Origin of the sequence: Raoultella sp. (assembly GCF_039594335.1) — a bacterium.
GTDB lineage: Bacteria > Pseudomonadota > Gammaproteobacteria > Enterobacterales > Enterobacteriaceae > Klebsiella.
Window position 1 is genome coordinate 11,740 of record NZ_JBCNNS010000041.1, and the last position, 22,743, is coordinate 34,482.

21 protein-coding genes and 1 pseudogene are annotated in these 22,743 nt (G+C 57.3%); 20 read left to right on the forward strand and 2 right to left on the reverse strand.

What is annotated here, in order from left to right:
- Positions 1–2 precede the first annotated feature (2 nt).
- Together speA and speB are read left to right on the forward strand one after the other, a co-directional pair.
- On the forward strand, positions 3–1,979 hold the full coding sequence (speA, locus tag ACZAHD_RS09660) for a biosynthetic arginine decarboxylase (protein WP_462456569.1): 1,977 nt from the start codon (positions 3–5) through the stop codon (positions 1,977–1,979).
- Positions 1,980–2,232: 253 nt separating this feature from the next.
- Positions 2,233–3,153 carry an agmatinase gene (gene speB, locus ACZAHD_RS09665; protein WP_462456570.1) on the forward strand — a complete coding sequence of 307 codons (921 nt, stop codon included), beginning with the start codon at positions 2,233–2,235 and terminating at the stop codon, positions 3,151–3,153.
- Between the two features lie 35 nt (positions 3,154–3,188).
- Here speB and ACZAHD_RS09670 read toward each other — a convergent pair.
- Positions 3,189–3,494, reverse strand: a pseudogene (locus tag ACZAHD_RS09670) (MFS transporter); the annotation flags it as partial.
- 427 nt (positions 3,495–3,921) lie between these two features.
- Here ACZAHD_RS09670 and ACZAHD_RS09675 point away from each other — a divergent pair.
- From ACZAHD_RS09675 to ACZAHD_RS09740, 14 genes are all read left to right on the forward strand, one after another.
- A complete protein-coding gene (locus ACZAHD_RS09675) occupies positions 3,922–4,245 on the forward strand; it encodes a Rieske (2Fe-2S) protein (protein WP_462456588.1) in 324 nt (107 codons plus the stop codon).
- Complete coding sequence (locus ACZAHD_RS09680; RefSeq protein ID WP_462456571.1) at positions 4,242–4,550, forward strand: recombinase-like helix-turn-helix domain-containing protein; 309 nt, start codon at positions 4,242–4,244, stop codon at positions 4,548–4,550. Before ACZAHD_RS09675 ends, ACZAHD_RS09680 begins: the two co-directional genes overlap by 4 nt.
- A 10-nt stretch (positions 4,551–4,560) precedes the next feature.
- Positions 4,561–5,583: a Rieske 2Fe-2S domain-containing protein gene (locus tag ACZAHD_RS09685; RefSeq protein WP_462456572.1), complete on the forward strand. Its 1,023-nt coding sequence runs from the start codon at positions 4,561–4,563 to the stop codon at positions 5,581–5,583.
- Positions 5,583–6,332 carry an SDR family oxidoreductase gene (locus ACZAHD_RS09690; RefSeq protein ID WP_462456573.1) on the forward strand — a complete coding sequence of 250 codons (750 nt, stop codon included), beginning with the start codon at positions 5,583–5,585 and terminating at the stop codon, positions 6,330–6,332. Before ACZAHD_RS09685 ends, ACZAHD_RS09690 begins: the two co-directional genes overlap by 1 nt.
- 14 nt (positions 6,333–6,346) lie before the next feature.
- The gene (locus ACZAHD_RS09695) at positions 6,347–7,135 is read left to right on the forward strand and encodes an IclR family transcriptional regulator (RefSeq protein ID WP_462456574.1); all 789 of its coding nucleotides are present in this window, start codon (positions 6,347–6,349) and stop codon (positions 7,133–7,135) included.
- Between the two features lie 88 nt (positions 7,136–7,223).
- The gene (locus ACZAHD_RS09700) at positions 7,224–8,150 is read left to right on the forward strand and encodes a VOC family protein (RefSeq protein ID WP_462456575.1); all 927 of its coding nucleotides are present in this window, start codon (positions 7,224–7,226) and stop codon (positions 8,148–8,150) included.
- On the forward strand, positions 8,147–9,343 hold the full coding sequence (locus tag ACZAHD_RS09705; RefSeq protein ID WP_462456576.1) for an NAD(P)/FAD-dependent oxidoreductase: 1,197 nt from the start codon (positions 8,147–8,149) through the stop codon (positions 9,341–9,343). The genes ACZAHD_RS09700 and ACZAHD_RS09705 overlap by 4 nt, the downstream gene beginning before the upstream one ends.
- A 26-nt stretch (positions 9,344–9,369) precedes the next feature.
- Positions 9,370–10,626, forward strand: a complete 1,257-nt coding sequence (locus tag ACZAHD_RS09710) for an MFS transporter (RefSeq protein ID WP_462456577.1) — start codon at positions 9,370–9,372, stop codon at positions 10,624–10,626.
- Between the two features lie 10 nt (positions 10,627–10,636).
- Positions 10,637–11,167 carry a cupin domain-containing protein gene (locus ACZAHD_RS09715; protein WP_462456578.1) on the forward strand — a complete coding sequence of 177 codons (531 nt, stop codon included), beginning with the start codon at positions 10,637–10,639 and terminating at the stop codon, positions 11,165–11,167.
- 18 nt (positions 11,168–11,185) lie between these two features.
- The gene (locus ACZAHD_RS09720; RefSeq protein ID WP_462456579.1) at positions 11,186–11,956 is read left to right on the forward strand and encodes an alpha/beta fold hydrolase; all 771 of its coding nucleotides are present in this window, start codon (positions 11,186–11,188) and stop codon (positions 11,954–11,956) included.
- A complete protein-coding gene (locus ACZAHD_RS09725) occupies positions 11,940–12,734 on the forward strand; it encodes an SDR family oxidoreductase (RefSeq protein ID WP_462456580.1) in 795 nt (264 codons plus the stop codon). Before ACZAHD_RS09720 ends, ACZAHD_RS09725 begins: the two co-directional genes overlap by 17 nt.
- Positions 12,735–12,743: 9 nt before the next feature.
- Positions 12,744–13,514, forward strand: coding sequence for an aspartate dehydrogenase (locus tag ACZAHD_RS09730; RefSeq protein ID WP_462456581.1), 771 nt, complete (start codon positions 12,744–12,746; stop codon positions 13,512–13,514).
- Between the two features lie 9 nt (positions 13,515–13,523).
- Positions 13,524–14,993, forward strand: coding sequence for an aldehyde dehydrogenase (locus ACZAHD_RS09735; RefSeq protein ID WP_462456582.1), 1,470 nt, complete (start codon positions 13,524–13,526; stop codon positions 14,991–14,993).
- A gap of 14 nt (positions 14,994–15,007) precedes the next feature.
- Positions 15,008–16,648 carry a thiamine pyrophosphate-binding protein gene (locus tag ACZAHD_RS09740; RefSeq protein ID WP_462456583.1) on the forward strand — a complete coding sequence of 547 codons (1,641 nt, stop codon included), beginning with the start codon at positions 15,008–15,010 and terminating at the stop codon, positions 16,646–16,648.
- A 42-nt stretch (positions 16,649–16,690) separates the two neighbouring features.
- On the opposite strand, the gene loiP is transcribed toward ACZAHD_RS09740, so the two are convergent.
- Positions 16,691–17,449, reverse strand: coding sequence for a metalloprotease LoiP (gene loiP / locus ACZAHD_RS09745; RefSeq protein ID WP_462456584.1), 759 nt, complete (start codon positions 17,447–17,449; stop codon positions 16,691–16,693).
- Positions 17,450–17,726: 277 nt separating this feature from the next.
- Between loiP and tkt the strand changes: the two genes are divergently transcribed.
- The 4 genes from tkt to ACZAHD_RS09765 form a co-directional block, all read left to right on the forward strand.
- A complete protein-coding gene (gene tkt / locus ACZAHD_RS09750) occupies positions 17,727–19,718 on the forward strand; it encodes a transketolase (protein ID WP_462456585.1) in 1,992 nt (663 codons plus the stop codon).
- 328 nt (positions 19,719–20,046) lie between these two features.
- A complete protein-coding gene (gene epd / locus ACZAHD_RS09755) occupies positions 20,047–21,066 on the forward strand; it encodes an erythrose-4-phosphate dehydrogenase (RefSeq protein WP_462456586.1) in 1,020 nt (339 codons plus the stop codon).
- A 77-nt stretch (positions 21,067–21,143) separates the two neighbouring features.
- Complete coding sequence (gene pgk, locus ACZAHD_RS09760; RefSeq protein WP_154681989.1) at positions 21,144–22,307, forward strand: phosphoglycerate kinase; 1,164 nt, start codon at positions 21,144–21,146, stop codon at positions 22,305–22,307.
- 194 nt (positions 22,308–22,501) lie between these two features.
- Positions 22,502–22,743, forward strand: a 242-nt coding sequence (locus tag ACZAHD_RS09765) for a class II fructose-bisphosphate aldolase (protein WP_462456587.1), incomplete at its 3' end; no start/stop codon positions are given.

The window sequence follows — 22,743 nt, forward strand, 5'->3', positions numbered from 1 at the left end:
CTATGTCTGACGACATGTCTTCAGTTTCGCCTTCGTCAGCAGGCGAACACGGTGTACTACGTTCCATGCAGGAGGTTGCGATGAGCTCCCAGGAAGCCAGCAAAATGCTACGTACTTACAATATTGCCTGGTGGGGTAATAACTACTACGACGTTAACGAACTGGGCCATATCAGCGTTTGCCCGGATCCTGATGTCCCGGAAGCGCGCGTTGACCTTGCAGAATTAGTGAAAGCACGCGAAGCGCAAGGGCAGCGCCTGCCGGCGCTGTTCTGCTTCCCGCAGATACTGCAACATCGCCTGCGCTCCATTAACGCCGCTTTTAAACGCGCGCGTGAGTCCTATGGCTATAACGGCGATTACTTCCTGGTCTATCCGATCAAGGTCAACCAGCACCGCCGCGTGATTGAGTCGTTGATCCATTCCGGTGAGCCGCTGGGTCTGGAAGCGGGTTCTAAAGCAGAGCTGATGGCAGTGCTGGCGCATGCTGGTATGACCCGCAGCGTGATTGTCTGTAACGGCTATAAAGACCGCGAATATATTCGTCTGGCGCTGGTCGGCGAAAAGATGGGCCACAAGGTCTATCTGGTCATTGAAAAAATGTCGGAAATCGCGATTGTGCTGGAAGAAGCCGAGCGCCTGAATGTGGTTCCGCGCCTTGGCGTGCGTGCGCGTCTGGCCTCGCAGGGCTCCGGTAAATGGCAGTCTTCCGGCGGTGAAAAATCGAAGTTCGGCCTGGCGGCAACGCAGGTTCTGCAACTGGTGGAGATTTTGCGTGCAGCAGGGCATCTGGACAGCCTGCAACTGCTGCACTTCCACCTCGGCTCGCAGATGGCCAATATTCGCGATATCGCCACTGGCGTGCGCGAATCGGCGCGTTTCTACGTCGAGTTGCATAAACTGGGCGTCAATATTCAATGCTTCGACGTTGGTGGCGGCCTGGGCGTGGACTATGAAGGGACGCGCTCACAGTCTGACTGTTCGGTGAACTACGGCCTGAACGAATATGCCAACAACATTATCTGGGCGATTGGCGATGCCTGTGAAGAGAATGGCCTGCCACATCCGACGGTGATTACCGAATCGGGTCGTGCGGTCACCGCGCATCACACGGTACTGGTTTCCAACATCATCGGTGTTGAGCGCAACGAATACACCGAAGCGACCCCACCTGCGCAAGACGCGGCGCGTCCGCTGCAAAGTATGTGGGAAACCTGGCAGGAGATGCACGAGACCGGCAACCGCCGTTCGTTGCGCGAATGGCTGCACGACAGCCAGATGGATCTCCACGATATTCATATCGGCTACTCGTCCGGTACCTTCGATCTTCAGGAGCGCGCCTGGGCAGAGCAGCTGTATCTGAACATGTGCCATGAAGTACAGAAGCAACTCGACCCTAGCAACCGCGCGCATCGTCCGATTATCGATGAACTGCAGGAACGGATGGCGGATAAGATTTACGTCAACTTTTCGCTGTTCCAGTCGATGCCGGATGCATGGGGTATCGATCAACTGTTCCCGGTGATGCCGCTGGAAGGGTTGAACATGGTGCCTGAACGCCGCGCGGTGCTGCTGGATATCACCTGCGACTCCGATGGTGCGATTGATCACTACGTGGATGGCGACGGGATTGCCACCACCATGCCGATACCGGAATACGATCCTGAAAACCCGCCGATGTTGGGCTTCTTCATGGTTGGCGCCTATCAGGAGATCCTCGGGAACATGCACAACCTGTTCGGCGATACCGAAGCGGTGGACGTATTCGTCTTCCCTGACGGCAGCGTTGAGGTTGAGCTCTCCGACGAAGGGGATACCGTGGCGGATATGCTGCAATATGTGCAGCTCGATCCGAACACGTTGCTGACCCAGTTCCGCGATCAGGTGAAAAACTCCGGTCTCGACGACACGCTGCAGCAGCAGTTCCTCGAAGAGTTCGAAGCGGGGCTGTACGGATATACTTATCTGGAAGACGAGTAACCGTTGTTGCCCGGTGGCGCTGTGCTTACCGGGCCAACGCAAGCCGGCCAGATAAGGCGCAACCGTCATCCGGACGCAACGCGCTACGGGTTGGTATTTGCTATACACGCTTGAACCCGTAGGCATTAGCGGTGATAATTCGTCTATATAAGCAGCAACCCTATTCAAACCCTTCCTCGTCGGGCCTAACGACGCGGAAGGGTTTTTTTATATCGGTATAAACATACATCGACGGTAAAAAGAGGTCATACCTATGAGCACATTAGGTCATCAATACGATAATTCCCTGGTATCCAACGCGTTTGGTTTTCTGCGTCTGCCGTTGAATTTCCAGCCGTACGACAGCGATGCGGATTGGGTTATTACCGGCGTGCCTTTTGATATGGCGACTTCCGGGCGCGCGGGCGGCCGTCACGGCCCGGCAGCCATTCGTCAGGTCTCCACCAACCTTGCGTGGGAGCATAACCGTTTCCCGTGGAACTTTGACATGCGCGAGCGTCTGAACGTGGTTGACTGCGGCGACCTGGTTTACGCCTTCGGCGATGCGCGCGAAATGAGCGAAAGACTGCAGGCGCATGCGGAAAGACTGCTGGCGGCCGGGAAGCGTATGCTCTCCTTCGGCGGCGACCACTTTGTGACTCTGCCGCTGCTGCGCGCTCATGCGAAGCACTTCGGCAAAATGGCGCTGGTGCACTTTGATGCCCATACCGACACCTATGCCAACGGCTGTGAATTCGACCACGGCACCATGTTCTTCACTGCGCCGAAAGAAGGCCTGATCGACCCGAACCACTCAGTGCAGATCGGTATTCGTACTGAGTTCGACAAAGATAACGGTTTTACCGTGCTGGATGCCTGCCAGGTAAACGATCGTCCCGTCGATGACATCATCGCTCAGGTGAAACAGATCGTCGGCGACATGCCGGTGTACCTGACCTTTGATATCGATGCGCTGGATCCGGCATTTGCACCGGGGACCGGTACGCCGGTAATCGGTGGGCTGACCTCCGATCGCGCGATCAAGCTGGTACGCGGTCTGAAGGATCTGAACATCGTCGGTATGGACGTGGTTGAAGTGGCACCGTCTTACGATCAGTCCGAGATCACCGCACTGGCAGCGGCGACCCTGGCACTGGAAATGCTCTACATCCAGGCGGCGAAAAAAGGCGAATAAAACCTTATGCACTCACTGCTGCTGCGACGCATGCGCAGCAGCATCCCTCCGGCCAGTTGCGGCGAGATGGCGCAGACCCGCGCCCATATTGCTACACTGCTTAACAATCCCTGTCGGTAATGCAGCTTACTTTCTATTACTGGTGTTAATCATAATGCCGAAAATCCATAACCCAGCAGAAAACAGGTCATCAGCATTTCCTGTAACATTCTGTTTTCATTTAAATGAAATGGGGTGGCGAAATCGGGGTTAAGAATCATCACCGAAATATTTACCCGGCCGACGTAAGAAATAATTATAAGTAACAACAATGCGATGATTCTCTGCCATTTTGCGGCCATTACTGTTCTTTATCCTTGCTCGTTGATGGATCGTTTTTGTTATTTTTAAATTACCGTGATAATCACAGGTGTAAAATGTTTATCCAGTGAAACTAATTGTTTTTAATAGGTAATTTAAATTTTCGTTTCACAGGTGAAACTTGATTATTCACCGCTTTTATCATTTTTAATGATCATTTAGAAAGAACGTCATAGCTATTGACGACGTTTTTGGCGACAGATTAATTTAATTTCATATCACTCTTTAAATATCACAATTTCATCTTGCAACTTTTTTCGTGATCAATTGCACACTTAGCTAATTAAATAGCCTTAGATTAACAAATTCGTCACATTGCCGCTTGACGAAAGATTGAACGCTTTTATATTGACCGTATTAAATAAGAAACAGAGTTTCATATATGAAACAAAAGCCTGGAGGATCGTGATGAGCTGGATAGGCGTATGTGACGCAGAGAAGGTACAGGAAGATTTCCCTTATAGCGGCAACATCGATGGTAAAGAAATCGGTATTTATCTGATTGATGGCGAGTACTACGCGCTGGAAGACGTGTGTCCGCATGCCTATGCGCTGCTAAGCCAGGGATTTGTGGAAGACGGCAAAGTTGAATGCCCGCTGCATGAAGCGGTATTCGACGTTAAAACCGGCCAATGTCTGCATGGCCCCGGCGGGCGCAACCTTAATCGTTATCCGGTTCGGGTATACGGCAATCAGATCCAGATTACCTTTATCGAGGAGAACGTGGCATGAGCGAATCACTGGATTTTAACCCGGCGCTGCCGGAAAGCCGTCAGTTTACGCCGCCCGCGGAAGGCGGGAACGGCAACATCCATAAGCCTGGCGATTATCACAACCTTATCTGGCAAACCCGCAGTCGCGTTCCGGAAAGCTGGGAGCTTGAACTCATCGCGACCCTCGAGACGCTTTTCGAGCAGGGGGCGGAGAACCTGACGCAACTGGTGGACGGGCTGAATGCCCTGAAGATGCACGATCGGCAAGGCGATGCCTGGAGCGAAGAGAGCTTTCAGGTGTTTTTGCAGGTAAACGGATACTGAGGGCACGGTAATGACGATAACGGTACAAAACTATCTCGATAAAGGTTTACGTGGCCTGTGGTATCCGGTGCTGGCGAGCTGGGAAGTGCAGTCCGCGCCGGTGGGCATCACCCGTCTTGGCGAACAAATTGTGGTGTGGCGTAACAAGAACGGAGAGCTGCAGGCGCTGGAAGACCGCTGCCCGCACCGCGGTGCTCGTCTGTCGATGGGCTGGAATCTCGGCGATCGTATTGCCTGCTGGTATCACGGTGTGGAAGTGGCCGGGAATGGTGAAGTCAAAGATGTTCCGGCGGTGGACAAATGTCCGCTGGTGGGCCAGCAATGCGTGCGTAGCTACCATGTCCAGGAAGCGCATGGGGCGATATTTCTGTGGTTTGCGGCCACGGCCGACCAGCAGCCCGAGCCGCTCACCTTCCCGGAAGAGCTGGCCGATAGCGACAAATACAGCAACTTCCTCTGCACCGCAGCGTGGAAATGCAACTATCAGTACGCGCTGGAAAACGTGATGGATCCGATGCACGGCACCTATCTGCACTCCTCTTCGCACTCAATGGCAGAAGGCGATCGCAAAGCCGACATGGTGCTGCAACCAACGAAAACCGGCTTTATCTTTGAGAAAAAAGGTCAGAGCGGCGTCAATTTCGACTGGGTGGAGTTAGGCCACAGCGGCGCTTACTGGATGCGCCTGTCGATCCCGTACAAAAAGCGTTTTGGGCCGGGCGGCCATTTCTGGATCGTCGGCATGGTGGTGCCGGAAGATAACGACAACTGCCGGGTCTTCTTCTGGCGTATTCGCGGCGTGCAGGGCTGGCAGCGCGATCTGTGGCGCTTTATGTATCGCAACCGTCTGGAAAAACTGCACTGGGAAGTGCTGGAGCAGGATCGCGTGGTGCTCGAAAGCCTGGCGCCGAACGCTCGCGATCACGAATATCTGTATCAGCATGACGTCGGCCTTTCCCGCCTGCGCCGGATGATGCAAAAAGCGGCAAAAGAGCAGTTGGCTGCGCGTGAAGAGCAGCAGGGAGCGGCCTGATGAACGGGCTGTTAACCGACAAACGTATTGTGATTACCGGTGCGGCGCGCGGTCTGGGCTTTCATTTTTCCAAAGCCTGCGCGGAGCAGGGCGCGGATGTCGTGATGTGCGACATCCTGCAGGGCGAACTGGCGGAGAGCGTTCATCGTCTGCGCGAGCAGGGTTATCGTGTCGAATCGCAGGCTATCGATCTGGCCGATGCCTCATCCATCGAGGGAGCGTTCCTTGCGATCGGCGAGCGAGGAAAGATCGACGGCCTGGTCAATAACGCGGCGATGGCCACCGGCGTCGGCGGTAAAAACATGATCGACTATGATCCGGATCTGTGGGATCGGGTGATGTCGGTCAACGTCAAAGGTACCTGGCTGGTGACCCGGGCAGCGGTACCGCTGCTGCGCGAAGGGACCGGGATCGTCAATGTTGCCTCCGACACCGCGCTGTGGGGCGCGCCCCGGCTGATGGCCTACGTTGCCAGCAAAGGAGCGGTGATCGCCATGACGCGCTCTATGGCCCGCGAGCTGGGCGAAAAGCGCATACGTATTAACGCGATTGCGCCGGGATTAACTCGGGTGGAAGCAACGGAATATGTGCCTGCCGAGCGCCATCAGTTGTACGAAAACGGGCGTGCGCTGAGCGGCGCACAGCAGCCGGAAGATGTGACCGGCAGCGTGGTGTGGCTGTTAAGCGACCTGTCGCGGTTTATCACCGGGCAGTTGATCCCGGTCAACGGCGGATTTGTTTTTAACTAAAGAGGCGGGGCGATATGGCAAACGTTCAGGAAGTGAAATACCTGGTGCCGGGGCTGGAGCGGGGACTGCAACTGCTGCTGGCATTTGGCGAGCAACATCGCGATCTGACCTTTGCCGAGCTGCATCGGCTGGTGGATATGCCGAAAGCGACCGCCTATCGCGTGGTGCAAACGCTGGAGTATATGGGGTTTCTGGAGCGCAACGCGCGTACTAACACCTTCTCGCTGGGGATGAATGTCCTGCGTCTGGGCTTTGAATATATTGCGTCACTGGATGTGGCGCAGGTTGGCCAGCCGGTGATAGAGCAGTTGCGCGATACCAGTCAGTGCAGTAGCCATCTGGCGATTCGCGACGGGCGGGACATTATTTACATCGCCCGCGTCAGCGCCGCCGGGTCACGGATCAATCAGGTCAGCATTGGTACCCGTTTGCCGGTTCACTGTACCTCGCTGGGCCGCATGTTGCTGACCGATGTCTCGCGTGACGAGTTTGAACAGCTGTTTCCCGATGATCGCTTGCCGGGCAACACGCCGGGGCAACTTCACGATCGTGAAGCGCTATGGCAGATGGTGCAGCAGGATAAAGCGCGTGGCTATGTGATTGGCGAATCTTTCTACCGCCACGGCATCTCCTCCATCGTCTACCCGGTCTACGATCGCAGCGGTCGGGTGGCGGCGGTGGTCAGTATTCTGGTGCCGTCGGATGAGATCCCGCAAAGCGATCGGCAACGGCTGCAGAACGATGTCAGCCTGGCGGCGGAAAAAATTTCTGGCTTTTTAGGGTACCTGTCGCAAGCCAGTTAAATCAATAAGTTAACATCAGGCGCTTGAGTGCGTCGGGCATGTTTTACGCCCAAATCAGGGCGACAGAACGGTAAAGAGGCTACCAACCATGAGTGTAACCGGAATTGAAAAGCTGGAATTTGGCGTCGACGACCTGACTCATTGCGCCAGGTTTATGCGTGATTTTGGCCTGGCGGGCGACGCCAGCGGCCAGCGTTTTACCACTTTAAGCGGCGCGCGGGTGGAACTGAAGCCGGTCCATAGCCCGGATCTGCCGCCGGCCTTTGAAGCGGGTAACACCTTACGCCGCATGACCTGGGGCGTGGCGGATCGGGCGGCACTGGACGCTCTGCGGCCCAGATTGTCGCGCCAGCCCGCCTTTCGTGAGATTGACGGTGCCCTGGAGTGCCAGGATCCGAACGGCATGACACTGCGCGTGCAGGTCACTCAACAAGTCGCGGTGACGCTGAACGTCGAACCGATTAATCAGTGGGGCGATGTGCGCCGGATTGATACGCCAAGCCCGGTGTATGAAGGCGCGCAGCCGATCAACGTTGGTCATGTGGTGTTCTTCGTCGAAGAACTGGCGGCAGTCGAGGCCTTCTATCGTGACGTACTCGGTTTCCAGGTTTCCGATCGCTACATCAACCGTGCGGTATTCCTGCGCTGCGGTGTACGCGGCGGCCACCATAACCTCTTTTTATTGCAGCTCCCCAACCGCAAGCGTGGCCTGAATCATGTGGCCTTTACCGTCCGCGATATCCATGAAGTGATTGGTGGCGGCATCGCAATGAATAAAAACGCGTGGAGCACCTTTATTGGCCCCGGCCGTCACCCGGTCTCTTCCGCCTATTTCTGGTACGTCAACAGCCCGACCGGCGGGGCATTTGAGTACTACACCAACGATGATTTCGTGACGGAGAACTGGCGCCCGCGCGAACTGGAACACTCGCTGGTCTCCTTTACCGAGTGGGCGGTGGAAGGTGGGATCGACCACGATACCCGCCGCCAGCAGAAAAAGCCGGAGGCGGTATGACGGCACGGATAGTCATTATCGGCGGCGGCCAGGCGGGCGGTTGGGCGGCGAAAACCCTGCGTGATGAAGGCTACGACGGTGAGATTTGCGTGGTGGCGGAAGAAGAGTGGGATTTTTACGAGCGTCCACCGCTGTCAAAAGCGACGCTGCTGGAGGCCGATGCGCCGCTGCCTCGGCTGTTCAGCGAAGAGGTGCTGCGGGCGTTAAATCTTCGCTGGTTCCGCCCGCTGCGCGCCGAGGCCATCGATCGCCAGAACAAACGCGTTGATCTGAGCAACGGCGAACAGCTCGGCTATGACCAACTGCTGATCGCCACCGGCGGTCGCGCCCGCCTGCCGGGAGAAGCCTGGGCGAAACAGCCGCAGGTTTACACACTTCGCCACTGGCAGGATGCACAGCGCCTGAAGCAACGACTGGTGACCACCGCGCGGCTGGCGATTGTCGGCGGCGGCTGGATTGGTCTGGAGATTGCCGCCTCGGCGCGAAAAAGCGGCATCGCGGTCACCTTATTTGAACAGCAACCGCTGCTGTGCATGCGCTCGGTCAGCGCGGACGTGTCGCAGGAGCTTGAACGGATCCATCGCGATCGGGGCGTCGATATTCGTAACGGCTGCGGCGCGCTGGCGCTGGAGGATGATGGCGGTCTGCCGGTTATTCACTGCGATGGTCAGCGTGAAACCTTCGATGCGGTGGTGGTAGGGATCGGCGTCGATCTTAACCTCGAACTGGCGCGGGACGCGGGACTGGCGGTCGATCGTGGGATCGTCGTCAATGCCCAGGGGCAGACCAGCGACCCGGCGATCTTCGCGGCCGGAGACGTGGCGCAGCATCACCAGTATGGCCTGTGCATTCAGTCCTGGGCTTTTGCCCAGAATCAGGCGGTGGCGACGGCGAAAGCGATGCTGAGCCCGCAGGTGGCCGGTTACGCCGACGTGCCGTGGCTGTGGTCGGATCAATATGTCGACAATATTCAGATCCTCGGCATTCCGCAGCCAGGCTGCCGGACGGTGACGCGCCGGGATCCACAAGGCGCGCTGTTTTTCTCGATCGACGCCGACGGCCGCCTGACTCAGTTGGTGGCGTTTAACGACGCCCGCACCGTCAAGCTGGCGAAACGCTGGATGGCCGCGGGGAGAGATCTTTCCGCCGTGCCGCTCGATGACCTGGCCTTTTCGCTGATGTCATTGCGATAAGACCCGCGCACCCTTAAGGGGGAGAGATGACCACATTAGAGACAAACACCGCGCCGCTTGAGGCAGGCGGTGAGGGCGTCCATACGCCTGAAAAAGCGGTCCGCTGGGTGATCCCACTGTCGCTGTTGTCCTGCGTACTGCTGGCGTTCTTCGACAAAATCAGCATTGCCGCACTGTTTTCCGACAGCCATTTCCAGCAGGCGATGGGGATGGATTTTGACACCACGCGATTGGGCATTCTGATGAGTGCCTTCCTGCTGAGTTACGGGTTTTCCTCGGTACTGCTTAGCGGGCTGGGCGACCGCATCGCGCCGCTACGCCTGCTCACCGGGATGATGATGGTGTGGTGCATTTTAATGGCGATGATGGGCTTCACCCATAACTACACCCTGATGGTTACCTTGCGCATTCTGCTTGGTATCGCCGAAGGGCCGCTGTTTCCGCTGGCATTCGCCATTGTCCGCCACACCTTTCCGCAACGGCTTCAGGCACGGGCCACCATGCTGTGGCTGCTCGGGACACCGGTCGGCGCGGCGATTGGTTTTCCGCTGTCGATTTGGCTGCTCAATACCTTTGGCTGGCAGAGCACCTTCTTTGTGATGGCGATGCTGACGGTGCCGGTGCTGATTTTTGTGCGTATTGGCCTGCGCGGGGTGCAGCTGGAGAACAACGCGTCCGGTGAAACGGTATCCCAGGAGGCGCGTCGCGCTGCGCGGCGGGAGCTGTTCGTCAGCCCGCATTTCTGGATGATTTGCGTGTTTAACATCGCCTTCCTGGCCTATCTGTGGGGCATCAACGGTTGGCTGCCAGGCTATCTGATCAAAGGCAAAGGTATCCATCTGGAGCATGCCGGCTGGCTGTCGTCGATGCCGTTTATCGCCATGCTGCTGGGCGAAGTGATTGGCGCCTGGCTTTCCGATCGTCTTGATAAACGAGCCGCCGCCTGCTTTATCTCGCTGGCCGGGGCAGCGGTTGGCCTGGCGGCGGTGATGCACTTCTCCAGCCCGCTCGCGGTCATTGCGGCGATGAGTTTCAGTACCTTTATGTGGGGCACCGGCGCCCCCAATATTTTCGCCCTGCTGGCTAAGGCGACCCATCCCCGGGTCAGCGCCACGGCAGGCGGTATTTTCAACGGGCTGGGGAATTTTGCGGGCGCTCTGTCGCCAGCGGTGATGGGGGTGTTGATCGCCTTCACCCACAGCATGGATTCCGGGCTGATTTTTCTGGCGGTGATGGCGGCGGTGGGCTGCGTCCTGTTACTGCCGCTGCTGAGACGTTACTGAGGATAAAACGATGACTGATTCAACCGTAGCTGCAAAACAGGGTATCAAACCTGAACATCTGACGATGGAAGAGTGGGTAGAGTCGCGTATCGCGCGCTTTGAGGGACGGAAATATGACTGGAACGCGCTGAAATTCCAGGCCGATTTCGACCCGAAATACCGTCGTGCCCAGATGCGCTATATCGGCACCGGCGCGACCGGTGTGGCAAGCGATACCAATACCGTCGCGGCGGAAAACTTCACCTTCTCCACCATGGTGCTGCCGTCGAAATGCGAAGGGCCGCTGCATCTGCATGATGACGTGGAGGAGGTGTTCTTCATGCTCAAAGGGCAGATAACCCTGATGATTCAGGACGGCGACAGCTATACCGAAACCGTGCTGCGCGAACGTGACCTGATCTCCGTCCCGGCGGGCATCTACCGCGGGCTGTTTAACCACGGCGAGGAAGAGGCGCTGATGTGCGTGATGCTGGGCACCAGCAAGCCGAATATCCCGACCTATCCAGAAGATCATCCCCTGTCAAAAGTAAAACGTAATTAACGTAAGTAAGGAGGCGGTATGACGGGTTTTCGTGAGCAAGGGCACGGCACGCCGCTGGTGCTGTTACACGGTATCAGCTCTGGTGCGGCCTGCTGGCATAAACAGATGGCGCTGTCCGGCTATCGCGTGCTGGCCTGGGATATGCCCGGCTATGGCGAAAGCCCGATGCTGCCGGTCGAGCAGGCGAATGCGGGCGATTATGCCGATGCGCTGGCGCGCATGCTGGACCACGCCGGCGTTGAGCAGGCGGTCGTGGTGGGGCACTCGCTTGGTGCGCTGGTGGCCAGCGCCTTTGCGGCGAAGTATCCCCGCCGCCTGCGGTACCTGGTGTTAGCCGATGCCGCGCAGGGGTACGGCCAGGCGGAAGCGGAACAGCGGGAAAAAGTCTGGCTGAGTCGCCAGCAGCAGATCGCGTCAGGGGCAGAACGGCTGGCGCAAACCCGGGCGGCGAAGCTGCTGCATTCGTGTGCGGCGCAGGCCGATATCGCCACCGTTGCCGCCGGAATGCGCAAGCTGGGTCGTGAGGGCTATCTCGCCGCGGCGTGGATGCTGGCGCACGACGATATTCACCGCTGGCTTGGCGATTATCACGGCCGGTTTGAGGTGTGGTGCGGTGAACAGGACGCGATCACTCAGCCGGAGCTGGTGCGCGGCCTGGCGCTGCGCTACGGCATGCGCTATATCGCGATTCCGCACGCGGGCCACGTCAGCTATCTCGATAATGAAACCTTTTTTAATCAACAGCTTTTACGGATAGGGGAAGAGGTGCGCGATGAATGCACAAATTGAAGGCCGTGTAGCGGTCGTCACCGGAGGGTCGTCAGGGATCGGCTTTGAAACGCTGCGTTTGCTGCTCGGCGAAGGGGCGAAAGTCGCCTTCTGCGGCCGTCATCCCGACCGGCTCGCCAGCGCTCATGCGGTGCTGCAGAATGAGTATCCCGGAGCGGAGGTTCTTTCTTACCGCTGCGACGTCATGAAAGAAGACGAGGTACAGGCCTTTGCCGATGCGGTGGTGGAGCGTTTTGGCGGCGCGGATATGTTGATCAACAACGCCGGACAGGGCTACGTGGCGCATTTTGCCGACACTCCGCGCGAGGCGTGGTTGCATGAGGCGGAACTGAAGTTGTTTGGCGTGATCAACCCGGTCAAGGCCTTCCAGCCGCAGCTGGAGCGGTCGGATATCGCCTCGATTACCTGCGTGAATTCACTGCTGGCACTGCAACCGGAAGAGCACATGATTGCCACCTCCGCCGCCCGCGCGGCGCTGCTCAACATGACGCTGACGCTGTCAAAAGATCTGGTGAGCAAAGGCATTCGCGTCAACTCGATTTTGCTGGGGATGGTGGAGTCAGGACAGTGGCAGCGGCGCTTTGCAAACCGTGCTGATAAGCAGCAGAGCTGGCCCGAGTGGACGGCGGATATCGCCCGTAAACGCGGGATTCCGATGGCGCGTCTCGGTAAGCCACAGGAACCTGCGCAGGCGCTGCTGTTTTTGGCCTCGCCGCTGGCGTCGTTTACCACCGGCGCCGCGCTGGATGTCTCCGGCGGTTTTTGCCGTCACCTGTAAGGGGCCATCATGAAAAAAATCATGCTTATCGGCTATGGCGCCATGGCTCAGGCGGTGATTGAACGGCTGCCCCCGGAGGTCACTTTAGGCTGGATTGTTGCCCGTAAAGCTCATCATGCGGCGATTCGTACCCGCTTTGGCGATGCGCTGACGGTGCTTGACGATCCGCAATCCTGTACGGAAAGCCCGGATCTGGTGCTGGAGTGCGCCAGCCAACAGGCGGTTGCGCAATATGGCGAAGCGATTCTCGCACGCGACTGGCATCTGGCGCTGATCTCTACCGGCGCGCTGGCCGATAGCGCGCTCGAACAGCGTTTATATCAGGCGGGTGGCAAGTTGACGCTGCTCTCCGGCGCGGTGGCTGGCATTGATGGGCTGGCGGCGGCAAAAGAGGGCGGCCTTGAGCGCGTGACTTATCAGTCGCGCAAAAGCCCGGCCAGCTGGTGCGGGAGCTACGCGGAAATGTTGATCGACCTCAATGCGGTCTGCGAAGCGAAAATCTTTTTTGAGGGCAGCGCCCGCGAAGCGGCACGCCTGTTTCCGGCGAATGCCAACGTGGCGGCAACCGTGGCGCTGGGCGGTATCGGCATGGACGACACGCGAGTGCAACTGATAGTTGACCCGGCGACAAGGCGCAACACCCACACGTTACATGTTGAAGGTGCGTTCGGTGAGTTTCGCCTGGAGCTGAGCGGTCTGCCGCTGGCTAACAACCCCAAAACATCCACCCTGGCGGCATTGAGTGCGGTTCGTGCCTGCCGTGAACTGGCGCAACGCTGAGAGGCTGCAATGGACGAATTAACGATCTTTATCGGCGGCCACTGGCGCCACGGCGGCGGCAATCTGATGCACAGCTACTTTCCGGCTGATGGTTCAGTGAACGCAACGTTGCGCGCGGCCAGTCTCGACGATCTACAGGAAGCGATGACCTGTGCCGAGCGTGCCTGGCGGGAACCGACGTGGCGCAACATGCTGCCGCACCGGCGGGCAAAGATCCTGCATAAGGTGGCGGATCTGATTGAATCCCGTCTGGATGAACTGGCGCGAATGCAAAGTCGGGATAATGGCAAACCGCTGGCGGAAGCGCGAGGGCTGGTAATGAGCGCGGCGGGAAGTGCCCGTTATTTCGCCGCCGCCTGCGAGCTGCTGGAAGGGGAGCTGCCGACTCCGCGCCAGACAGACCTGTTAACCCTGAGCCGCTACGAGCCGCTGGGCGTGGTGGCGGCGATCACCCCGTGGAACTCGCCGATTGCCAGCGAGATGCAAAAAGTGGCGCCGGCGATCGCTGCCGGCAATGCGGTGATCCTCAAACCCGCAGAAGCGACGCCGCTGATGGCGCTGGAGTTGGCGCGGATCTTCGAGCAGGCCGGTTTACCCGCGGGGCTGCTCAGCGTGCTGCCGGGGAAAGGATCGGTGATTGGCGATGCCCTGGCACGTCATCCGCTGGTGCGCAAAATTTCATTTACCGGCGGAACCCGCACCGGGCGCCATTTGGCGCACGTGGCGGCGGACAAACTCATTCCCGCTTCTCTGGAGCTGGGCGGCAAATCGCCGACCATCGTGCTGGAAGATGCCGATATCGAACAGGCGGCGCGGGGGATTTGTTACGGCATTTTCAGCTCCGGCGGCCAGGCGTGCATCGCCGGTTCGCGGCTGTTTGTGCATGAAAAAGTTTATCCGCAGTTGATGGCGCGGCTGCTGGAGCTGACGCGCGGACTGCGTATTGGCCATCCGTTCAGCGATGATACCCACATCGGGCCGCTGATTAATGAACAACATCGGGACGGCGTGCTCGCATACGTCGAACTGGCGAAACGCGAAGGCGGCCGGGTGCTATGCGGAGGGGAGATCCCGGCCGAGCCAGCGCTGGCGGCGGGCAGTTACTTCCAGCCGACGATCGTCGAAGGGCTGACGAATCAGGCGCAGGTCTGTCAGGAAGAGATCTTCGGCCCGGTGCTGGTGGCGATGCCCTTTCGCGATGAAGCCCAGCTGATCCGCGAAGCCAACGACTCGGTCTACGGCCTGGCGGCGGGGATCTGGACGCGGGACAGCGGACGCGCCCTGCGTTTAAGCGAACGTCTGGAAGCCGGGACGGTGTGGATCAACACCTACAAGGTTTTCTCCATTTCTACCCCGTTCGGGGGCTTTAAAGAGAGTGGTCTGGGCCGCGAAAAAGGTATTCAGGGTCTGAAAGCCTGGATGCAACAAAAGAGCATTTATCTGGCGACGGGTAATAGCGTGAATCACTGGTGCGATTGAGAGAAGGGTGAGTAATGAGCGAAATGATAACCGTCGGCGAAGCCATCGCCAGAACGCTGGAGCAGTACAACGTTGAGGCTATTTACGGCGTCATCTCTATTCATAACCTGCCGGTTGCCGATGCCATTGGTCAGCGCGGCAACATCCGCTTTATTCCGGCGCGTGGCGAGGCCGGTTCGGTGACCATGGCTGACGCCCATGGTCGTTTTTCCGGTCTTGGGGTCGCGCTGACCAGCACGGGAGCCGGGGCGGGGAATGCGGTCGGGGCGCTGGTGGAGGCGATGAATGCCGGCACGCCGCTGCTGCATTTGACCGGTCAGGTTGAGAAAACCTGGCTGGATGCAGATACCGGGTTTATTCACGAAACTCGCGATCAGCTGACTTTCCTGAAAGCCTGTTCGAAACGGGCGTACCGCATCAGCAACGCCAACCAGGCGATCGCCATTTTGCACAAAGCGATTCAGGAAGCGCGGACGCCGCCGTGCGGGCCGGTATCGGTGGAGATCCCGATTGATATTCAGGGGACAAGCATTCCTCTGGCGCTGGTGACCAGTCCGCTGAATATCGCGCCAGCGGCGCCCGTCGCTCAGGCAACGGTGGATACCCTGTGGGCACAGCTCAGGCAGGCGAAACAACCGCTGCTGTGGCTCGGCGGTGGGGCTATCGGTAGCGAAGCGGCGGTGAAAAAACTGGCGGATGCAGGGATCACCGTGATCTCCAGTACTCACGGGCGCGGCGTGCTGCCAGACAGCCATCGCGCCAGCCTGCGTGCCTTCCATAATTCGCCTTCCGTTGAGGCGCTGATGGCGCAATGTGATTTCACCCTTGTCGCGGGTTCGCGTCTGCGCAGTAACGAAACACGTTCCTGGACCCTGGAATTGCCTTCGCCACGCGTACAGATTGATATCGATCCAGCGGCGGCCAGCCGTAACTATCTGATGGACAACACGCTGATCGCCGATTGTTCGGCTTTACTGGCGGCGCTGGCGGCAAAAGCGCAGGGGCGTGAATGGGGTAATGGTCAGTGGGACGCCCAGGTAAAAGAGGCGGTCACGCTGGCGGAGCACGGGTTACGTGAGCAGTGCGGCGCCTATGCGCAGCTCAATGACGCCATCGAGCAAGCGCTGCCTGACGACGGCATTCTGGTTCGCGATATTACCGTTTCCGGCAGTCTGTGGGGCAGTCGTCTGTTCCATGCCAATGGCCCGTTGATGAACGTGCATTCGCTGGCGGGGGCCATTGGTATGGGGCTGCCGATGGCCATCGGTACGGCGATTGCCAACCCGCAGCGCAAGATAGTCGGCCTGGTTGGCGATGGCGGTCTGAGCCTGAATCTCGGAGAGCTGGCGACGCTGGCGCAGGAAAAGGCCAACGTGACGCTGCTGATCATGAACGATGGCGGCTATGGCGTTATGCGCGGTATTCAGGATAAGTATTTCGGCGGTCGCCAGTATTACAACGAGCTGCACACGCCGGATTTCACTCTCCTGGCGCAGGCCATCGGTCTGCAGGCGTGGAGCGTTGAGCGAGCGGAAGATTTTACCTCGGTGATGACCGAAGCGCTGGCAACGCCGGGGCCGTCGGTAGTCGAGGTCAGGATGGAACACATTGGCGCGCTGCGTTTTGCCGGGCCGCCGCAAAAGACGCTGTACTAAACTCTTTTCCCCTCTCGGCGTAGCAAAGAGGGGAGGGGGAAATTACTTAATGCCGTCTGCCTTCATGCGATCGCGGATATGCTGGGCACGTTCTTCGGAGGCCGGGTGATCGTCAAACATTGAGCTTTGACGCCCGGCTTCCAGCTTAGCCAGCTTCTCGAAGCTGGTGGCCAGTCCCACCGGGTTAATCCCGCGTTTACGCAGCAGATCGTAGGAGTAGTCGTCCGCTTCGGACTCCTGACGCTGGGAGAATTGCGAGTTCACCAGTTTTTCACCCAAATCGCCAAGCTGAGATTGCGACAGGCTGCCGACGATGCCGCCCGCCGAGGCGGCAGCGGCGCGAATGGCGTTGGTGCCGAGTGCGACCTGCATACCTTTCTTCACATGGCCGAGGGCGACGTGGCCCATCTCATGGCCGATCACGGCTTCAACTTCGTTATCGTTCATGATGTCCATCAGGCCGCTATAGACGCGGATGCAGCCATTAGCCATCGCGAAGGCGTTGACGTCCTTGGTTTCATACACTTTGTAATTCACTGGCTGGCCGTTGATATTGTCGCCCAGTGCGGCGGCGATTTTGTTCAGGCGCTTGCTGTATTCGCTGCTGGCCGGTGAAATCGTGGCTTTGCTGTCCATCTCTTTGCAAGCCTGGTCACTTAAGCTTTTGACCTGCGCGTCGCTCAGGGAATAGGCCTGAAAAGCTTCGGCGCCCGAACTGAGAAGGGCGTTGGAGTCCATGTTCTGACATCCGGTGAGGGTTGCTGCGATCCCAAGGGCAAGAATAGTTGAGCGAATTTTCATTTTTATCTTCCACACTCGTACGATGATCTGACTGAAAAAGGCAACAATAAGGCTGTCGCATCCTGTACAAATTATAAAGACTATTGCGCGACGCGGGCGAGAGGATTCCGTGGCAGCACAACGTGTTCCGGAGATTTCTTAAACCACAAAAGGATGCTCCATGTACATGCTTTCTCGCTTGGGTTACATTGTTGACACTTTTTTCTGGCGTAGCCCAAAACGTGCTCTCGTCAAGTCGTTAAGGGTATGGCCTTCAACAGTCCGAACTGGAGTCAAAATGTCCTCACGTAAAGAGCTTGCTAACGCTATTCGTGCGCTGAGCATGGATGCTGTACAGAAAGCCAAATCCGGCCACCCGGGTGCCCCGATGGGTATGGCTGACATTGCCGAAGTCCTGTGGCGTGATTTCATGAACCATAACCCGCAGAACCCGGCCTGGGCCGACCGCGACCGTTTCGTGCTGTCCAACGGCCATGGCTCGATGCTGATTTACAGCCTGCTGCACCTTACCGGTTATGATCTGCCGATCGAAGAGCTGAAAAACTTCCGTCAGCTGCACTCTAAGACGCCGGGCCACCCGGAAGTGGGCTACACCGCGGGCGTTGAAACCACCACCGGCCCGCTGGGCCAGGGTATTGCTAACGCTGTGGGCATGGCTATCGCAGAAAAAACGCTGGCTGCGCAGTTCAACCGTCCGGGCCACGATATCGTTGACCACTTCACCTACGCTTTCATGGGCGACGGTTGCATGATGGAAGGGATCTCTCACGAAGTCTGCTCCCTGGCCGGTACCCTGAAACTGGGTAAACTGGTGGCGTTCTATGATGACAACGGTATCTCCATCGACGGTCATGTGGAAGGCTGGTTCACCGACGACACCGCTAAACGTTTCGAAGCCTATGGCTGGCACGTAGTGCGCGGTGTTGATGGTCACGACGCTGACGCGATCAAACGTGCGGTAGAAGAAGCGCGTGCGGTCACCGACAAACCGTCCCTGCTGATGTGCAAAACCATCATCGGTTTCGGTTCACCGAACAAAGCCGGTACTCACGATTCTCACGGCGCCCCGCTGGGTGATGCAGAAATTGCGCTGACCCGCGAAGCGCTGGGCTGGAAACACCCGGCCTTCGAAATCCCGTCTGATATCTATGCGCAGTGGGATGCCAAAGAAGCCGGTCAGGCGAAAGAAGCGGCCTGGAACGAGAAGTTCGCGGCTTATGCACAAGCTTTCCCGCAGGAAGCAGCTGAATTCACCCGTCGTATGAAGGGCGAAATGCCGGCTGACTTCGACTCCAAAGCCAGTGAATTTATCGCTAAGCTGCAGGCTAATCCGGCGAAAATCGCCAGCCGTAAAGCGTCGCAGAATGCCATTGAAGCGTTTGGCCCGCTGCTGCCGGAATTCCTCGGCGGTTCCGCTGACCTGGCGCCGTCTAACCTGACCCTGTGGTCTGGTTCTAAAGCGATTAACGAAGATACCGCCGGTAACTATATCCATTACGGCGTGCGTGAATTCGGGATGACCGCGATTGCCAACGGTATTTCACTGCACGGTGGTTTCCTGCCGTACACTTCCACCTTCCTGATGTTCGTGGAATATGCCCGTAACGCGGTGCGTATGGCCGCGCTGATGAAAAAGCGTCAGGTGATGGTCTACACCCACGACTCCATCGGGCTGGGCGAAGATGGCCCGACTCACCAGCCGGTAGAGCAGGTGGCTTCCCTGCGCGTGACTCCGAACATGTCCACATGGCGTCCGTGTGATCAGGTCGAATCTGCGGTGGCGTGGAAATATGGCGTTGAGCGTCACGACGGCCCGACCGCGCTGATCCTCTCTCGTCAGAACCTGGCGCAGCAGGAGCGTAGCGAACAGCAGTTGAAAGACATCGCTCGCGGCGGCTACGTGCTGAAAGACTGTGCCGGTCAGCCAGAGCTTATCTTCATCGCCACCGGTTCTGAAGTTGAACTGGCGGTTGCCGCGTGGGACAAACTGACTGCCGAAGGCGTGAAGGCGCGCGTGGTCTCCATGCCGTCTACCGACGCGTTCGACAAGCAGGATGCGGCGTACCGTGAATCCGTGCTGCCGAAAGCGGTCTCTGCTCGCGTAGCTATCGAAGCCGGCATCGCCGACTACTGGTTCAAATACGTGGGCCTGAACGGCGCTATCGTTGGCATGACTACCTTCGGTGAGTCTGCGCCGGCAGAGCAGCTGTTCGAAGAGTTCGGCTTTACCGTCGACAACGTGGTCGCGAAAGCGAAAGCACTGCTGTAGTTGTTACCTGCCCGGTGAGCCGGGCGATAACAGCAGAAAAGCCGGGATAACGCCCGGCTTTTTTTGTCGTCGTTATTCCCGACCGCTGCCGGCAGATTGCGTATTATTCCAACCAAAATGTGATGTATGTCAGATAACGTACTTCTTCCGCTGGACAGACATTCCTTTTATTCCTTGTTTCGCTTATTCTAGCTGAAGCGTTTCAGTCGTTTAAATGTTCGACAATTAATCAATCAGTCGCAGTTTGCGACGGGTAAGGTTTCCCTTCGGGCGTTGCTGGATTACTCTGTCAGCCATCTCAAATCAGGGACAACCTTGCAGGAGACCTATGACCATACGCATTGCGATTAATGGCTTCGGTCGCATAGGACGCAACGTGGTTCGCGCTTTATATGAATCCGGGCGTCGTGCGGAAATTACCGTGGTGGCAATCAACGAGCTGGCGGATGCCGCGGGTATCGCGCATTTGTTGAAATATGACACCAGCCATGGGCGCTTTGCCTGGGATGTTCGCCAGGAAAGAGAGCTGCTCTATGTCGGCGATGACGCTATACGCCTGCTGCACGAACCTTCGATTGAGGCGCTGCCCTGGGAAGAGCTGGCAGTTGATATTGTACTCGATTGTACCGGTGTTTACGGCAGCCGTGCGCATGGCGAAGCCCATATTCGGGCAGGGGCAAAGAAAGTGCTCTTTTCCCATCCCGGTAGCAGCGATCTCGACGCGACCGTTGTATTTGGTGTGAACCATGATGAGTTGCGTCCGGAGCACCGTATTGTTTCTAACGCCTCCTGCACGACCAACTGCATTATCCCGGTCATAAAACTGTTAGATGATGCCTATGGCATTGAGTCAGGAACGGTAACGACAATCCACTCCGCCATGCACGATCAACAGGTGATCGACGCTTATCATCCGGACCTGCGCCGTACGCGCGCGGCCAGCCAGTCGATTATTCCGGTTGATACCAAACTTGCTGCCGGGATCACGCGAATTTTCCCGCAATTTAACGACCGTTTCGAGGCGATTGCGGTCCGCGTACCGACGATTAATGTGACAGCGATTGACCTTAGCGTGACGGTGAAAAAACCCGTAAAGAGTAACGAAGTCAACCAGTTGCTGCAAAAAGCAGCACAAGGTGCATTTCATGGTATAGTTGACTATACGGAATTGCCGTTGGTCTCGATAGATTTCAACCACGACCCACACAGCGCCATCGTTGATGGTACCCAAACCCGGGTCAGTGGTGCTCATCTGATCAAAACATTGGTCTGGTGTGATAATGAATGGGGCTTTGCTAACCGGATGCTTGACACGACGTTAGCGATGTCCGTTATTGGTTTCAGGTGAGACATCCCTGCGCAACATTGTTCGCGATGGAGCGTATGGCGTCTGCAAAACTTTAAGAATCATTGAGAGGATTCACCATGTCTGTAATTAAGATGACCGATCTGGATCTGGCTGGTAAACGCGTTTTTATCCGTGCCGATCTGAACGTACCAGTTAAAGACGGGAAAGTAACCAGCGACGCGCGTATCCGTGCTTCTCTGCCGACCATTGAGCTGGCGCTGAAACAGGGTGCTAAAGTGATGGTCACTTCTCACCTGGGTCGTCCGACCGAAGGCGAGTACAACGAAGAATTCTCTCTGCTGCCGGTTGTTAATTACCTGAAAGACAAACTGTCTAGCCCGGTACGTCTGGTTAAAGATTACCTGGATGGCGTTGAAGTTGCAGCCGGTGAACTGGTTGTTCTGGAAAACGTTCGCTTCAACAAAGGCGAGAAAAAAGACGACGAAGCGCTGTCCAAAAAATACGCGGCGCTGTGCGACGTGTTCGTCATGGACGCCTTTGGTACCGCACACCGTGCGCAGGCCTCTACCCACGGTATCGGTAAATTCGCCGATGTTGCCTGCGCAGGTCCGCTGCTGGCCGCTGAACTGGACGCGCTGGGTAAAGCGCTGAAAGAGCCGGCTCGCCCGATGGTCGCCATCGTGGGTGGTTCTAAAGTTTCCACCAAACTGACCGTTCTGGATTCCCTGTCGAAAATCGCTGACCAGCTGATCGTCGGTGGTGGCATCGCCAACACCTTCGTCGCCGCTCAGGGCCACAACGTGGGTAAATCCCTGTACGAAGCTGATCTGGTTGACGAAGCAAAACGCCTGCTGACCACCTGCGATATCCCGGTGCCGACTGACGTTCGCGTGGCCACTGAGTTCTCCGAAACAGCGACTGCGACGCTGAAATCTGTTAACGACATCAAAGATGACGAGCAGATCCTGGACCTGGGCGACGTTTCTGCACAGAAACTGGCTGATATCCTGAAAAACGCTAAAACTATTCTGTGGAACGGTCCGGTTGGCGTATTCGAATTCCCGAACTTCCGTAAAGGAACTGAAATCGTGGCGAATGCCATCGCTGACAGCGAAGGTTTCTCCATTGCCGGCGGCGGTGACACCCTGGCAGCGATTGACCTGTTCGGCATTGCGGACAAAATTTCCTACATCTCCACTGGCGGCGGCGCATTCCTCGAATTCGTGGAAGGTAAAGTTCTGCCAGCAGTAGCTATGCTTGAAGAGCGCGCTAAGAAGTAAGGTTGATCAGGCGGGGAAATCCCGCCTGTTTTGCAAATAAAATTCAATTTGTTGCTCTAAATAATTCGTGTTGCCGAAGGTGGCGACAGCGCGAGTGCCAGGTTCTTACGTAACCGGGGTCAGCGAGGTCAGCCAGAGGACTGCCGCACGAATGATGGCGAGCATAAACGGCCGAAGATACAGGACTACGTAACATGTCTAAAATTTTTGATTTCGTAAAACCTGGCGTGATCACTGGTGATGACGTTCAGAAAGTGTTCCAGGTAGCTAAAGAAAATAACTTTGCTCTGCCAGCGGTTAACTGTGTGGGTACTGACTCCATCAACGCCGTTCTGGAAGCTGCTGCAAAAGTTCGTTCTCCGGTTATCGTTCAGTTTTCTAACGGCGGCGCTGCGTTTATCGCGGGCAAAGGTGTGAAAACTGACGTTCCTCAGGG